The sequence below is a fragment of the Acinetobacter sp. SK-43 genome, from assembly GCF_015351505.1.
Classification (GTDB): Bacteria; Pseudomonadota; Gammaproteobacteria; order Pseudomonadales; family Moraxellaceae; genus Acinetobacter; species Acinetobacter junii.
The window spans coordinates 35,099-48,603 of record NZ_JADKPY010000081.1; the positions used below are offsets into that span (position 1 = coordinate 35,099).

At 38.4% G+C, this 13,505-nt stretch carries 17 protein-coding genes and 1 pseudogene; 7 read left to right on the top strand and 11 right to left on the bottom strand.

From position 1 onward, the window contains the following. Nucleotides 1-5 precede the first annotated feature (5 nt). The 11 genes from IRT38_RS15940 to IRT38_RS15990 form a co-directional block, all read right to left on the bottom strand. Entirely contained in the window at nucleotides 6-797 is a 792-nt protein-coding gene (locus tag IRT38_RS15940) for a helix-turn-helix domain-containing protein (protein WP_004950312.1), read from the bottom strand. Further along, a complete protein-coding gene (gene pilW / locus IRT38_RS15945) occupies nucleotides 788-1,588 on the bottom strand; it encodes a type IV pilus biogenesis/stability protein PilW (protein ID WP_004908991.1) in 801 nt (266 codons plus the stop codon). The genes IRT38_RS15940 and pilW overlap by 10 nt, the downstream gene beginning before the upstream one ends. 16 nt (nucleotides 1,589-1,604) lie before the next feature. Next, nucleotides 1,605-2,840, bottom strand: a complete 1,236-nt coding sequence (gene rlmN / locus IRT38_RS15950) for a 23S rRNA (adenine(2503)-C(2))-methyltransferase RlmN (protein WP_042891255.1) — start codon at nucleotides 2,838-2,840, stop codon at nucleotides 1,605-1,607. A gap of 121 nt (nucleotides 2,841-2,961) precedes the next feature. After that, complete coding sequence (gene ndk / locus IRT38_RS15955) at nucleotides 2,962-3,393, bottom strand: nucleoside-diphosphate kinase (protein WP_194598232.1); 432 nt, start codon at nucleotides 3,391-3,393, stop codon at nucleotides 2,962-2,964. Between the two features lie 107 nt (nucleotides 3,394-3,500). Next, nucleotides 3,501-3,701, bottom strand: coding sequence for a Fe-S cluster assembly protein IscX (gene iscX, locus IRT38_RS15960; protein WP_004652532.1), 201 nt, complete (start codon nucleotides 3,699-3,701; stop codon nucleotides 3,501-3,503). A gap of 82 nt (nucleotides 3,702-3,783) precedes the next feature. Then, nucleotides 3,784-4,335 (bottom strand): phosphatase PAP2 family protein, encoded by a 552-nt coding sequence (locus IRT38_RS15965; protein ID WP_194598233.1) that lies wholly within the window; start codon nucleotides 4,333-4,335, stop codon nucleotides 3,784-3,786. 27 nt (nucleotides 4,336-4,362) lie between these two features. Further along, nucleotides 4,363-5,679 (bottom strand): glycosyltransferase family 4 protein, encoded by a 1,317-nt coding sequence (locus tag IRT38_RS15970; RefSeq protein WP_194598234.1) that lies wholly within the window; start codon nucleotides 5,677-5,679, stop codon nucleotides 4,363-4,365. A 124-nt stretch (nucleotides 5,680-5,803) separates the two neighbouring features. Beyond that, entirely contained in the window at nucleotides 5,804-6,643 is an 840-nt protein-coding gene (locus IRT38_RS15975; RefSeq protein WP_004909002.1) for a symmetrical bis(5'-nucleosyl)-tetraphosphatase, read from the bottom strand. Further along, nucleotides 6,643-7,455 carry a 16S rRNA (adenine(1518)-N(6)/adenine(1519)-N(6))-dimethyltransferase RsmA gene (gene rsmA, locus IRT38_RS15980; protein ID WP_004950303.1) on the bottom strand — a complete coding sequence of 271 codons (813 nt, stop codon included), beginning with the start codon at nucleotides 7,453-7,455 and terminating at the stop codon, nucleotides 6,643-6,645. Before rsmA ends, IRT38_RS15975 begins: the two co-directional genes overlap by 1 nt. A 32-nt stretch (nucleotides 7,456-7,487) precedes the next feature. Next, nucleotides 7,488-8,456, bottom strand: coding sequence for a 4-hydroxythreonine-4-phosphate dehydrogenase PdxA (pdxA, locus tag IRT38_RS15985; protein ID WP_194598235.1), 969 nt, complete (start codon nucleotides 8,454-8,456; stop codon nucleotides 7,488-7,490). A gap of 118 nt (nucleotides 8,457-8,574) precedes the next feature. After that, on the bottom strand, nucleotides 8,575-9,243 hold the full coding sequence (locus IRT38_RS15990) for a hypothetical protein (protein WP_194598236.1): 669 nt from the start codon (nucleotides 9,241-9,243) through the stop codon (nucleotides 8,575-8,577). Between the two features lie 261 nt (nucleotides 9,244-9,504). Here IRT38_RS15990 and rplM point away from each other — a divergent pair, with 261 nt between their 5' ends. The 7 genes and pseudogenes from rplM to IRT38_RS16025 all read left to right on the top strand — a co-directional run. Continuing rightward, nucleotides 9,505-9,933: a 50S ribosomal protein L13 gene (rplM, locus tag IRT38_RS15995; protein WP_004909012.1), complete on the top strand. Its 429-nt coding sequence runs from the start codon at nucleotides 9,505-9,507 to the stop codon at nucleotides 9,931-9,933. 12 nt (nucleotides 9,934-9,945) lie between these two features. Further along, nucleotides 9,946-10,332: a 30S ribosomal protein S9 gene (gene rpsI, locus IRT38_RS16000; protein WP_004909015.1), complete on the top strand. Its 387-nt coding sequence runs from the start codon at nucleotides 9,946-9,948 to the stop codon at nucleotides 10,330-10,332. A 132-nt stretch (nucleotides 10,333-10,464) separates the two neighbouring features. Then, the gene (locus IRT38_RS16005) at nucleotides 10,465-11,121 is read left to right on the top strand and encodes a glutathione S-transferase N-terminal domain-containing protein (RefSeq protein WP_194598237.1); all 657 of its coding nucleotides are present in this window, start codon (nucleotides 10,465-10,467) and stop codon (nucleotides 11,119-11,121) included. 14 nt (nucleotides 11,122-11,135) lie between these two features. Beyond that, on the top strand, nucleotides 11,136-11,561 hold the full coding sequence (locus IRT38_RS16010) for a ClpXP protease specificity-enhancing factor (RefSeq protein WP_194598238.1): 426 nt from the start codon (nucleotides 11,136-11,138) through the stop codon (nucleotides 11,559-11,561). Nucleotides 11,562-11,579: 18 nt separating this feature from the next. Next, nucleotides 11,580-12,242 (top strand): hypothetical protein, encoded by a 663-nt coding sequence (locus IRT38_RS16015; protein WP_039047063.1) that lies wholly within the window; start codon nucleotides 11,580-11,582, stop codon nucleotides 12,240-12,242. Between the two features lie 384 nt (nucleotides 12,243-12,626). Then, the gene (locus tag IRT38_RS16020; RefSeq protein ID WP_004802620.1) at nucleotides 12,627-12,986 is read left to right on the top strand and encodes a hypothetical protein; all 360 of its coding nucleotides are present in this window, start codon (nucleotides 12,627-12,629) and stop codon (nucleotides 12,984-12,986) included. A 150-nt stretch (nucleotides 12,987-13,136) separates the two neighbouring features. Then, nucleotides 13,137-13,505: pseudogene (locus tag IRT38_RS16025) on the top strand (hypothetical protein); the annotation flags it as partial.

A 13,505-nucleotide genomic window follows, 5' to 3' on the forward strand; every position in this document is an offset into this window, starting at 1 on the left:
TGGCATTAACGAGACAAACGGAATTCTGCTTTTCCATTAACGGTGTATGGAGATAAGGAGATTTGCTCTTGGTTTAAACTCAATGACACAGCAGTCGCATCATCCAAACGTATTTGGAATGGTGACTCACCACTGAGTGTCAATGTAGATGATTGACGACCTGTTGCCAATACTTTACCAGTCGCATCAACAATATGAACTGATGTTGGACGGCTAAAACCAAGCACTAACTGATCACCTGATGTAGTTACGGTATTGCCCATTGGAAGAATTTCGACATCTGAATTCGTCACTTTTGGTACATCAACTTCATCTTTTTGACTTGAGGTCCAGTTCTGTACAGCCATTACAGCCAACCACCCCAAAACAAGTACAGCAACTAAAATCGATAAACGTTTTAGCCATTTACGATTACGTACACTTTTAGAGCCTGAAAGTTTCCCCATAATTTTAATTGGAGAGTTATTCAAAGCATGATTTGCTTTTAAGCCTGTATCGTTTGCGTAGATTTCATCAAAGCGTTGAATGATCACACTGGCATCTGCATTTAAGCATTTGGCATACGCACGATAGTAACCTTTGATGAAAGTTGCTTCTGGCAATGATTTATAATCATCTTGCTCTAATGCCGTTAACGTTTTAACAGGCATATTCAAAACGTTTGCAATCTCTTCAAGTTCTTTCTTTTGTGCAATACGAATTTGACGCAAATACTCACCTGGTCGTTGAATATTTCCTAACGTAGACGAAGGTGAGGTTGAGCCAGTTGGCTGATGTGAATTTGGATTTATTTCCATACGGCCTCAGTACTGTACTGTAATTGCAAATAACGTTGATATTCTGGACTATCAGGAAATAAAGCACGCATTTGATTCACTAATACTTGCATTCCTAATTGATCCGCATTCGCTCGAGCAATGCGTATACCGATCCAAAGTGCACGAGCACCTTGATTTTTCTGCCCGACATTACGAACGTATTGTTCATAAAGTTGCGATGCATCTCTATTATTTTGTTGCAAATAGAAAATTTCGGACAACTCTAACATTGAAATTGTCGAATTTCGATTTGCTTGTAAGGCTTGCTTGAATGATTTTTCAGCATTCGCAACATCACCCAGTTTTAAATAGATTCGACCCAAGTTTTCCAACGATTGGTAACGCTGTTCGTAACCTAACGTCGCACCTGCAACGGTAAATTGCTCAATCGCCTCATTATAACGTTGCATTTGATACAAATATGTACCGTAATTATTACGAGCTTGGGCATTATCGGGTTCTGAAGAGATTGCTCGCTTAAAATATGCTTCTGCTTTCTCCATGTTTGGTTTGCTGCCTTCTTGTTGCAACAAAACACCCATCATCATATTGGCAGTAGCATCACGTGGATCAATTTTTAAAGCTTGATCAAGGGAACGCTTCGCTGAATCCAAATCACGTGTTCGAATATATTCAGCAGCGAGTTGAGTTCGGACTTGTACTGCCTTTTCTGGATCTTTTCTTAACGTTGTTGATTGGCAGGCAGTCAAACCTAATACAGTAAACACAACAGTAGTAGCTAAAATCGTTTTTAGTCGAGTTGTATTCAACGCTTTTCCCCTAAGATTATCCTTGTGTGCGCAATATTTCTTGTCTTTGCGCCACTTTCTTTTTCCATTGTTCTGCACGGCGAGTTCGGTCTGCAACTTGCCCAACTAATTGACCACATGCTGCATCAATATCATCACCACGTGTCTGACGAATCGTACACACAAATCCTGCATCAGACAAAGTTTTTTGGAATGCAATAATACGATTTCTGCTTGAACGACCATATGGTGCATGCGGAAATGGATTAAATGGAATCAGGTTGATTTTACTTGGTAGATTTTTTAATAATTTTAATAATTGTTGAGCATGCTCAGGCTGATCATTGACACCTTCAAGCATGACATATTCAATCGTGACATGACGACGTGCGCTTTCATTACCATCTTTGGCTAAATAGCGCTGACAAGCAGCAATTAACTGTGCCAATGGGTATTTTTTATTAATTGGTACTAACTCATTACGCAACTCATCATTTGGCGCATGTAAAGAAATTGCCAAAGCAACATCAATATCTTGTGCGAGTTGGTCAATCTTCGGTACAACCCCAGAGGTCGATAAAGTTACACGGCGTTTAGACATACCATAAGCGAAATCATCTAGCATTAACTGCATAGAACTCAACACCGCATCATAATTGAGTAATGGTTCACCCATACCCATCATTACGACATTAGTTACAGTTCTTTCGCGCTCAGCAACAGGCACATCTTCCATATAAGAATAATTTGCCATCCAAAGCTGACCAATAATTTCAGCAGGTGTTAAGTCACGTTGGAAACCTTGTTTACCCGTTGAACAGAATGAACAATCAAGCGCACATCCAACTTGAGATGAAATACAAAGTGTTTTACGCGCACCCGTTTTGTCTTCTGCTGGAATAAGTACAGTCTCAACTAAAGACCCCTCACCATCTCCTACACGGAAAACCCATTTACGAGTGCCATCTTTAGAATAATTACGGTGTACAACTTCAGGAGCTTTGATTTCACAAATTTTTTCTAATTTTTCGCGAAGTTTGCCGGAGATATTGGTCATCTCAGCAAAATCAGTAACAAAATATTGATGAATCCATTTCATCACTTGACCAGCGCGAAACTTCTTTTCACCTAATTCTTCAAAAAAGGTCTCTAATTCTGTACGTGACATGCCAAGTAAATTTACTTTTTTATCGGCAGCTTGGACGACAGATGTAGAAACAGACTGTTGTTTTTCATCCAAATTTTCTGATGAAACGACCACTGCAGAACTCATGTATATTTACCTAAACGATATCAGCACTAGAAAATATTGTGCATTATCCACACAATTCAATCTATAAAAAACAAAAAACCAGATAAGTAGTATACCACTTATCTGGCTTGAATACTTTGGATTAACGAGTGCGTGGGCAAATCTCGTTATCAGCAAAGAAGTAAGCGATTTCACGCTCAGCAGAAGCTACTGAGTCAGAACCGTGAGCAGCATTTTCATCAATGCTTACAGCGAAGTCAGCACGAATCGTACCTGGAGCAGCTTCTTTAGGGTTTGTAGCACCTAAGATTTCGCGGTGAGCAAGAACTGCATTTTCACCTTCAAGAACTGATACAACAACTGGACCAGAAGTCATGAAAGCAACTAAATCACCAAAGAAACCACGTTCTTTGTGCTCTGCATAAAAGCCTTCAGCATCAGCTTGAGAAAGGTTTTTCATTTTAGTCGCAACGATTTTCAAACCCGCTTTTTCGAAACGAGCAAAAATGTCACCGATGTGGTTTTTAGAAACTGCATCTGGTTTTACGATAGATAAAGTACGTTCAATCGCCATGATTGACTCCTATTATGTGTAAACTAAAAAAATTTGCCGCATTATACCGATGTAATCGTTAATAATCAGCTTGAATATCTAAAAGTTCTGAGATTTCTGATAAATTTTTAACGAACTTCGTCTAACCAAGCCATTTGAATGGCTTCAAGCAAACCTTCTGTCGACTTATTTGGATCATCACTAAAGTCTGGTAATGCGCAAACCCATGCATGTAAATCAGTAAAACGAATCCATTGTGGATCCACATCTGGATGTGCTTCAGTAAGTTCAATCGCAATATCAATCGTATCTGTCCAACGTAAACCCATGAGTTAACCTAATAGAATGTGATTATTGAACGTACTTTAACAAATGATGTGTTTTAAGAGATAGTGATGACCATCAAAAACATCACAAAATCACGTTAAAACTTGGCGCGAGTAAGATAATGGTGCTAGCTACCGATGCACCAATGATCGCACCAACAATCACATCACTCGGATAATGCAGACCAAGCACCATACGAGATAAAGCGACCAGTATGGTAAACGGCAACATCAGAATGAGTAAAAGTGGTTGTATATAACCTAATGTGATTGTCACCATCACTGCGTGCAAAGTGTGCCCCGAAGGAAAGCTAAAATGATCTAAAGGTCGCTCACCTAGTACAATCACCTGATGCACTTGATAAGGTCGAGGACGGGTCGTTTTATTTTTCAAGAATTTATAAATGAGTGTCCCTATAGAGCCCATCACAACGAGATAGAGTATATTCAGACCGTATGCCAAACCCTGTATTGTCCAAACAGACAACAACATGACATACCAAAATGGTCCATCTCCCAAACGACTAATCGTTTTAAAAAATAGTGCAATACGTTGTGACTGTGATAGATGGTTAAGGTAAACACAGCCTTTTAAATCGAGATCGAGCATTTTTATTTTTGCATTTTCAAATTTCATATTTTTTCTCCTCTTAATGAGAATTGCTTAGGTCACGGTCATGGGAGACTCCTTTGCGACCTGATACAGTGCTTGTTCTAATTGTTGTACGGGATACTGCCAGCTATTCGACTGAACGCTTTCACTCGCCAGTTGCCCCATTGCTCTCAATTGCGTTATCGCAGGTAAATTACAGATTAATTCAACAAATTCAGTTGTGTTACCCAAAGGTGTTAGCCACCCAGTCTGACCATGTTTGACGTGCTGATGAGCACAAACATAATCATAAGCAACAACGGCTAGACCACTTGCTATCGCTTCTAAAACTACATTACCAAAGGTATCCGCCTGACTTGCAAAGGTAAAAACGTCCGCACTTGCGTAAGCTGCAGCAAGATCATGTCCACTCAAATTGCCAGTAAAAATAATATCTTTTGAGTTTGCTAATTTTGTTAGACGGACACGATCAGGACCATCTCCAACGATCACAAACTTAATATTGTGACCTTGATGAGCTTGTAATGCATGAAAGCTATTAATGAGAACATCTACTTCTTTTTCTGGAGATAAACGACCCACATATAGCATCACGCGAGTATCTGTATCAGCCCCCCAACTTTGACGTAGTTTTTGAGAGCGATGCTTGGGCGAAAATTTTTCTACATCCACTCCACGACCAACCACGACCAACGGACATGTCACACCAAAACCACGTAATGCTTGTTCAGTAAATTGGCTAGGGACACAGGTTACGTCAGTACTGTTATGAAACCATGTTAGATATCGCTGGATGGGTTTGACTAAAAAAGCCAAATCAAAAAAACGACTAAAATCATGGAAAGCTGAATGAAATCCACTTGAGACTGCAATTTTTTTACTTTTCGCAGCTTGTAAGGCTGTTAAACCTAATGGCCCCTCTGTCACGATATGCACAACATCTGGCGCGAAATTTTCAAAAGCTTTGGAAACTTTAAGATATTGTGGCCAACCGAACTGAACACTTGGGTATTTAGGTACAGGTTGTGACAGCACTAAGCACTCTTGATCAGGGTGAAATTCTGTACATACTTCTTTTTGGATCGGGCGTACCAATAAAATTTTATGCCCTAATCTTTGTAATCCTTGACACAATTGCATCATCGAGATCGCGACACCATTAATTTCTGGTGGCCAAGTTTCAGTAACGATTGCGATTCTTAAACGTGGGCGAACTAAATCTCGAAGTTCAGACAATTCATCTTGTTTGTTTTTAAGTTGCTTCCTTTTAAAGTAAAACTTAAAACTTTCAGGAAACTGTTCTTGCTCTAAAAGAGATGTCGCGTATGTACTTTGCATATCGCCATCCATTTGTGTCATTATTTTCATGCTTTAAAGCTTATAAATATTTTTTGACACTTTAATGATCAGGATGTGACAGTTTTTTGACAAGCCATAACAACAAATGCCCAATATCGGAGAAATACTGGGCATTTTATAAAACATAGAAAAACTATTGTATTGGATTATCTATCGCAAAGATCTTCTGATCTTCTAAACGATATGCAAGCAACTGCTGCCCCCACACACAACCACCATCTACATTCTGAATGTTGGCATTAATTGTTTTTCCCTGTAAAGCTGCCCAATGCCCAAAAATGATATGGTGTGTTTTCGCAGCCAAACTTTCATATTCAAACCAAGGCTTAAACCCTTCAGGCATTGGAGCATCTAAAGCATCTTTAAATTTAAACTCTAAACGTCCATCAATATCCGTTAAACGCATACGAGTCAGATAATTGGTAATACATCGTAAACGCTCAGCACCCGATAATTCATCAGTCCACAAATCAGGTTGCTCTCCATACATTTCCCGCAGAAAAGCATCCAAAACGCACAGATCTTCATGTCCGACAGCGTGTTGCACCTCTTGAGCAAGCTCCACAGTTTTTTCAGCTGACCAAATATGGGGAATCCCAGCATGGGTAATAAGCGTAGTGTCATTTGGCGACAAACTTAATGGCTGTTTACGCAACCAATCGATGAGTTCATCACCATCAATTGCATCAATTACATCTTGAGTACGATCTTTGTCTTTGATTTTCTTAAACCCACGTGCACAGGCAATCAAGGTCAGATCATGATTGCCTAATACAGTAGCAGCAGCACCACGATCAGCAAGTTTTTTGACGAAACGTAATACACCGACCGAGTTTTCACCACGCGCGACCAAATCACCAGCGAACCAAAGAAAATCCTGATCAGGATCGAAACGGATCTCTTTTAAAAGTGCTTTTAATGCTTCAAAACAACCCTGCACATCACCAATCACATAGTTATAGCGTTTAGACATCAAGACACCATTTGGTCAGATAAAGCCACAAAGTCAGCCAAACTTAATGTTTCAGGACGAGCCATCGGATCTACACCAGCTTTTTCAAAGCCGTCTTCAGCCAACATACCTTTCAAACTATTACGCAATGTTTTACGACGTTGTGTAAAGACGTGCCCAACTAAGCGAGCCAAAGCTTTTTCATTTTTTGCAATAATTGGCTTCGTCTCATAAGGCTCCAAACGAAACACGGCTGAAGTCACTTTAGGTGGTGGGTTAAAGGAACCTGGTGGCACTTCAAATAAGAACGTTGGTTTACAGTAATACTGAATCATTACAGATAAACGTCCATATTCTTTGGTGTTTGGTTCGGCAGTAATACGATCCACTACTTCTTTCTGCAGCATAAAATGCATGTCTTTGACTTTATCGCCAAACTCTAAGAGATGAAAAAGCAATGGCGTTGAAATATTGTACGGCAAGTTTCCTACTACGCGGAGCGGACGCCCTTCTTGGAATAATTGGGTAAAGTCATATTTCAAAGCATCTGCTTCAACAATAGTGAGTCGCTCAGGATGTGGTACTCGACCAGGTAAACCTGCTGCCAAATCTCGGTCAAGTTCGACTACGGTTAAAGCATCGCACTCACCGATCAATGGAGAAGTTAAAGCAGCTAAACCTGGACCAATTTCAACTATATTATCGCCCGCACGAGGATTCACTGAGCGTACAATTTTGGCAATCACACGTTGATCATGTAAAAAGTTTTGACCAAAACGTTTTCGAGCCTGATGCCCTTCATCTTTAGGGTTTAGGGCATTAATTTGATACATAATAATTCCAATGCGAATAATTGGCTCGTTAATCAATCACGAGCGAGATCAAGTGCTAAATCAACTGCGACATGCAAGCTAGACGCTTTTGCTTGCCCAGTACCAGCAAGAGAAAGTGCTGTACCATGATCAACCGAAGTTCGAATAAATGGCAAGCCTAAAGTAATATTGACTGCTTCACCAAAGCCCTGTGATTTTAGCACAGGTAAACCTTGATCGTGATACATGGCTAAAACTGCATCCGCATCTTTTAAATTTTCAGAGGTAAATAAAGTATCTGCTGGTAAGCTCAGACTCATTTTGACACCTCGAGCACGATACTCTTCCAAAACAGGATTGATCACATCAATCTCTTCACGTCCTAAATAACCATCTTCACCTGCATGAGGATTCAACCCACATACCAAAATACGTGGTTGGTTAATTTTAAATTTTGTTTTTAAATCATGAATCAAAATATCAATGACTTGATGCAATCGCTCTTGAGTAATGGCGTCTGGAACATCACGTAATGGTAAATGCGTTGTCGCCAATGCTACACGTAAAGTTTTAGTTGCTAACATCATCACAACACGATCAACGTGAGCAAACTCTTGGTAATATTCAGTATGTCCACTAAAGACAATTCCTGCATTATTGATAATCGACTTTTGCACAGGAGCTGTCGCAACACCTACGCTTTTTCCAGACAAGGCATAATCAGCTGAACGATGCAGTTGTTCTAATACATAAGATGCATTCTCGGCATCTAAACAGCCTAAAATGACAGGTTTAGCAAGAGCAATATGCTCGACGTATAATTGACCATTCAAACTCGGTTCAGTCTGGCCTGAGTATAGAACTAATTCAACCTCAAGCCCGAGTTGTTCTATCCGCTGTTTCAACATATCTATATCAGCTAAAACGACAACGGGACGCAGATCTTCTCTATTTGCCAAATTAAGACAAATATCAGGACCGATGCCAGCTGGCTCACCTGACGTGACATATAACGGCAGCATCTTACAGACCTAACTTGATTTCAATTCTAACTATTATATACCGCTATTAAATTTTGATTGAGTGCATTTGCTTTATTTTTGGTACTCAGTGAAATATCAAAAATAATTTGAGCAAAATTTAAGGCACTTTTACTTTTGGCAAATTAGATGGCACTAAGTTAGAAGGTGAGAAAGTTGGTGTTCTCGTCCATGGATTAATTTTAGGCTTATCTTTTTTCTCAGGTTGAGTAACCACGATTGCTTGTGGCTTTTCCTTTTTCTCAATAGTGATCGTTGTATTCGCAGTTTTCTCAGTCACAACTACAGTACTTGCAGCTTTATCAGCCACAGGATTAATCGGAGTTTCTTTTTTATCGCTAGTTTGTTGAACAAGCTCAGTCTGTGATTCTTTCTTCTGAATTACATTTGATACAACTGTGCTGCTCATTGGAGTTGTATAAGGCTGAGCAGCAAGCACTCCTTGTTTCACAACAGTTTGAGTCGAAGGTTTCACTGTTTGAGTTGCAGCAGCTGAACTCGATGTTCCTTGAAGATTCATCGGATCAACTGGAATTTCGATAGGTTTCATTTCAGCTGTGACAGCCATCATCGGATCAACATGTTCGTTACCACGGCTTTCCAAAACCTCAAGTTTGCGTGTCGATCCTTCCTTCGGCTGAAATTCTGAATAATTTGTAATACTATTTTTATCCACCCATTTATAGAGCTTCCGAGCATGTGTTTGGGTTATGCTTAACTGTAAAAGCAAGACAGCTATGGCAATTTTTAAAAAAAACGACGAGTCCATCAAATTCCCCCAAAAAACATATAAGTACTTCTATTTTTTAAATATTTGGTATAAAAATAATAGGGTAGTTTTGAGTCCCTAACAAGCTAAAATTCGTTTCTGACACTTAATTTTAAGAACATTACAAAACTGGTCGAATATTCACAAAATATGACATTTCCAAAGGATTATTGTTGTGATGATCAATTAATTCATGTAGAATTCGGTCTCCTTTTGTTTGGGCGATTCCTTGCTCAAACCAACTATAATAGGTAGTGGTTAATGAAAACTCTCAGCGCTAAGCCAGCTGAAGTTCAACACGACTGGTACGTTGTTGATGCTTCTGGCAAAACTTTAGGTCGCCTTGCGACTGAAATCGCTCGTCGTTTACGCGGTAAGCACAAAACTTCTTATACTCCTCACGTTGACACTGGTGATTACATCGTTGTTATCAATGCTGAACAAGTTCAAGTAACTGGTAACAAGTCTCTAGATAAAAAATATTATCGCCACACTGGTTTCCCTGGTGGTATCCGTGAAACTAACTTCGAAAAGTTAGTTGCTCACAAACCAGAAGAAATTTTCCAACGCGCTGTAAAAGGTATGTTGCCAAAAGGTCCTCTTGGTTATGCTATGATCAAGAAAATGAAAGTGTATGCTGGTGCTGAGCATCCTCACACAGCTCAACAGCCACAAGTTTTGGACATCTAAGGGATACAGCACATGGCTACAAACTATGGTACAGGTCGCCGTAAGACCGCAACTGCACGTGTTTTCTTATCAGCTGGTACAGGTAAACTCGTAATCAACAATCGTACTTTAGAGCAATATTTCGGTCGTGAAACTGCTCGTATGGTTGTGCGTCAGCCTTTAGAGCTTTTAGAAGTAACTGAAAAATATGACCTTTACATCACTGTTAAAGGTGGTGGTATTGGTGGTCAAGCTGGCGCTATCCGTCACGGTATTACTCGTGCATTGATCGCTGCTGACGAAACTTTAAAACCTGCTCTTCGTCAAGCTGGCTTCGTTACTCGTGATGCTCGTGAAGTTGAACGTAAGAAACTTGGTTTACGTAAAGCTCGTAAACGTCCTCAATTCTCTAAACGTTAATCGTTTTACGAATTGGACAAAAACCTCGGATTTTTCCGAGGTTTTTTATTTTAGATTAAACAAAAGAATTCAAAGATGCTTTTGTATGATTTTTTTAGTATGCTAAAACGTTTATATAATTAGTTTTGTGATATGTCATCGGTTGAAAATACGCCTGTTCAAGGCATTACGTTGTATAGTCATGCAGATGATTTCCGCTCACATTGGATTCGTTTCTTATTAGCTGAAAAGCAAATCAAATATCATCTAATTATCACAGATCATGAAGATGAAGATCTCGCTGATCTTAATCCCTACAATCAATTACCCATGCTGATTGAACAAAATCTAAAACTATTTTCAGCTACCGTAATTTCAGAATATCTAGATGATCGATATCGTCAAAATAAGCTGTATGCTGACGCACCGATGTCAAGAGCCGAACAACGTCAATATATATGGCGTTTCGAACAAGACTGGTTCAAACTTGCTGATCACATGCTAAAGCACGCAGACACATTAAATTTAGAAGTTAAGCAAAAAGCACAAAAAGAGCTAAGAGATACGCTTATTTCGCTAACTCCTTTATTTCAACATTTCCCTTTTTTTATGTCCGAAACATTTTCGATTTTGGACTGTATCTTAGCCCCTATTTTTTTACGACTTAAAAACATGGGGGTTGAGTTACCCCAACAGCACTGCCGCCCTATTTTTCTTTACTGTCACCGCGTTTTCAACAGACCAGCATTTATCAAATCAATGACAGCACAAGAAAAAAACAGCTACAATGAGTTAATTTCAACGATTTAATAAGCTTATAAGTTATGTCAGAGCAATTGAATTTCAGCCCTACACGCCCCTATCTTGCACGCGCAATTTATGAATGGATCTGTGATAACCAACTCACACCATATCTACTCGTAGACGCAACCCAACCACATACCGAAGTACCCTTACAATTTGTGAAAGATGGCCAAATTGTTTTGAATTTGGCGCCACATGCTATTCATCAATTACATATGAGTAATGAGGCAATTACTTTCTCAGCGCGTTTTGGTGGTGTAGCAAAAGACATTTACGTTCCCATTCAAGCTGTCTTGGGCATCTATGCGAGAGAAAATGGTCAGGGGTTATTCTTTGACCCAAGCGAATATGATGCTGTAGAAACAAACAATATTGCTGAAACAGCTCCATCAATAGAAGTTGCTGAACCAAGTAAGAAAAAACCGTCCCTTAGAATTTTAGATTAAAATAAAAGGAAATCGAATATGGCGTTTGACCTAGTCCAATATTTTGCTGAACAAATAAAAATTCAAAAACCTCAACTCTTAAATCAGTATTCGGTAAAAGAAAAGGCTGTCTTCATTCAGGAGATCAATGCTCTTGCACTTGCTCGCCTAATCAGTCTCTGGAAGCAAAACGCTAAGAAACTATATCAAGAAATCCAAACTGCGGATCCTTTGTATATACAAGAAATTGCTAGGCACCTTACGACCTCACAACATAATCAGTCAGCACTAGCTCCCAATGACTTAGAAACAAGTATTTCAGAGATTCTTGTTCTTCAACTCAATGAATTAAATCAACTCGATCAAACAGGTCATTTTGGTCAAATTGGGATGTCAGAATTGTTATTAGGACAAATCGAACATCTTTCTGGCCAGGCAGATGATTGGGTTTGGTCAAGTGCTCAATTAAATGAGTTAATTGGCTCAAAACCAGTTGAGCAAACAGATATTTCATTAGAAGCAACCATGCAGGAGTTCAATCAAATGGTAAATCAAGCACAACCGCATCATAATGACATTACTGAAGAAAATGAAACAAACATGATTGACTCGCCAAAATGGGCGTACATTGTTTCACCATTTGTTGCATTGGTCATTTTGCTATTTATGTATTGTTCATACAGCCAATTAATGATCAACTAAACACGTCAGAAAGATTCAGCAGGTATTTATTACCTGCCGAATCAATACTTTATAAGCATACTTATTTTTCTTAAAAAATCTTTAAGCTTGTCTAACTAATATTCTATTTACATTTATTTACAATCAAAAAACTTACTTAAATACATTTATTTATGTGAAACAACTCACAATAAAATTAAAATATAATCCTCAATTATTATTTTATTTTGATAGCTTGACAAAAATTGTCAATTTACAGCCATCTTGTGAATTAAATTATTTTAAAGCCCAATTGATTTAGTTATATAGATTCCTATAATGATATTAACTGCTTTTGAAGAATAATCTAAAACAAAAGTAGGGAATATAAACTCATAAACAAGATGTATTAGTAGAGATAATATCATGGCTAAAATTTCACTAGAAAGCTTAACAAATATTGATGGGTTCGTTGCAGCAGCGTTAGTAGATACAGAAAGCGGTTTAGCACTAGCAACTCAAGGTGGGGGATCAATTGATTTAGAACTAGCAGCAGCTGGTAATACAGAAGTAATCCGCGCAAAGCGTCGTGTAGCTAACTCATTGAAACTTAACGATGATATCGAAGATATTTTGATTACTTTAGGTAAGGCTTATCACCTTATTCGTCCTCTAGAAAGCAATGGCAATTTGTTCCTTTATCTTGTTTTAGACCGCAGCAAGTCAAACCTTGCTATGGCTCGTCACGAACTTAAAACGTTTGAAAAAGAATTAGATTTTGCTTAATTAGTATTATCTAGTTACATTATATACTAGACTTCTTGTATATTTTTATATTTCATTAATATATAAAAATATATGAGAGGTCTATTATTAGTCATTAATTATGACTAATTTTGTGCAGTCCAATTTTTTATAAAACATTAAAGTGATACTATGAATGGACATTGCATTAATATCGCAATTTCAGGTATAAGTTTAAAAGTTTCAGACGAATTAAAAATAGAACTTAGAAAAACAATACCGAATGAATTTGGCATTAATTGGATAAACATCGCCGATCCAAATATAGACTTGCTACTAATAAATGAAAATTTTTTTGATACTGAAGGTATCCAACGAATTATTAAAGAAAAACAATTACCCTGCTTAAAAGTATCTAAAGGACATCACGATTCATCAACGATAGAAGAAAACAACACACTTTATCTGCCATTTCAGCAAGGGGATGCACTAAAGAACTGGATTCAACATCGATTATTAAGTTATTTGGCTAGTCACCAACCGCAACAAACCACAAATGAA

Excerpts from the sequence above, each read along its gene's own strand:
- IRT38_RS15940 (WP_004950312.1), bottom strand. The coding sequence starts at position 797 with ATGGAAATAAATCCAAATTCACATCAGCCAACTGGCTCAACCTCACCT.
- rlmN (WP_042891255.1), bottom strand. The coding sequence starts at position 2,840 with ATGAGTTCTGCAGTGGTCGTTTCATCAGAAAATTTGGATGAAAAACAA.
- ndk (WP_194598232.1), bottom strand. The coding sequence starts at position 3,393 with ATGGCGATTGAACGTACTTTATCTATCGTAAAACCAGATGCAGTTTCT.
- iscX (WP_004652532.1), bottom strand. The coding sequence starts at position 3,701 with ATGGGTTTACGTTGGACAGATACGATTGATATTGCGATTGAACTTACT.
- IRT38_RS15965 (WP_194598233.1), bottom strand. The coding sequence starts at position 4,335 with ATGAAATTTGAAAATGCAAAAATAAAAATGCTCGATCTCGATTTAAAA.
- IRT38_RS15970 (WP_194598234.1), bottom strand. The coding sequence starts at position 5,679 with ATGAAAATAATGACACAAATGGATGGCGATATGCAAAGTACATACGCG.
- IRT38_RS15975 (WP_004909002.1), bottom strand. The coding sequence starts at position 6,643 with ATGTCTAAACGCTATAACTATGTGATTGGTGATGTGCAGGGTTGTTTT.
- rsmA (WP_004950303.1), bottom strand. The coding sequence starts at position 7,455 with ATGTATCAAATTAATGCCCTAAACCCTAAAGATGAAGGGCATCAGGCT.
- pdxA (WP_194598235.1), bottom strand. The coding sequence starts at position 8,456 with ATGCTGCCGTTATATGTCACGTCAGGTGAGCCAGCTGGCATCGGTCCT.
- IRT38_RS15990 (WP_194598236.1), bottom strand. The coding sequence starts at position 9,243 with ATGGACTCGTCGTTTTTTTTAAAAATTGCCATAGCTGTCTTGCTTTTA.
- rplM (WP_004909012.1), top strand. The coding sequence starts at position 9,505 with ATGAAAACTCTCAGCGCTAAGCCAGCTGAAGTTCAACACGACTGGTAC.
- rpsI (WP_004909015.1), top strand. The coding sequence starts at position 9,946 with ATGGCTACAAACTATGGTACAGGTCGCCGTAAGACCGCAACTGCACGT.
- IRT38_RS16005 (WP_194598237.1), top strand. The coding sequence starts at position 10,465 with ATGTCATCGGTTGAAAATACGCCTGTTCAAGGCATTACGTTGTATAGT.
- IRT38_RS16010 (WP_194598238.1), top strand. The coding sequence starts at position 11,136 with ATGTCAGAGCAATTGAATTTCAGCCCTACACGCCCCTATCTTGCACGC.
- IRT38_RS16015 (WP_039047063.1), top strand. The coding sequence starts at position 11,580 with ATGGCGTTTGACCTAGTCCAATATTTTGCTGAACAAATAAAAATTCAA.
- IRT38_RS16020 (WP_004802620.1), top strand. The coding sequence starts at position 12,627 with ATGGCTAAAATTTCACTAGAAAGCTTAACAAATATTGATGGGTTCGTT.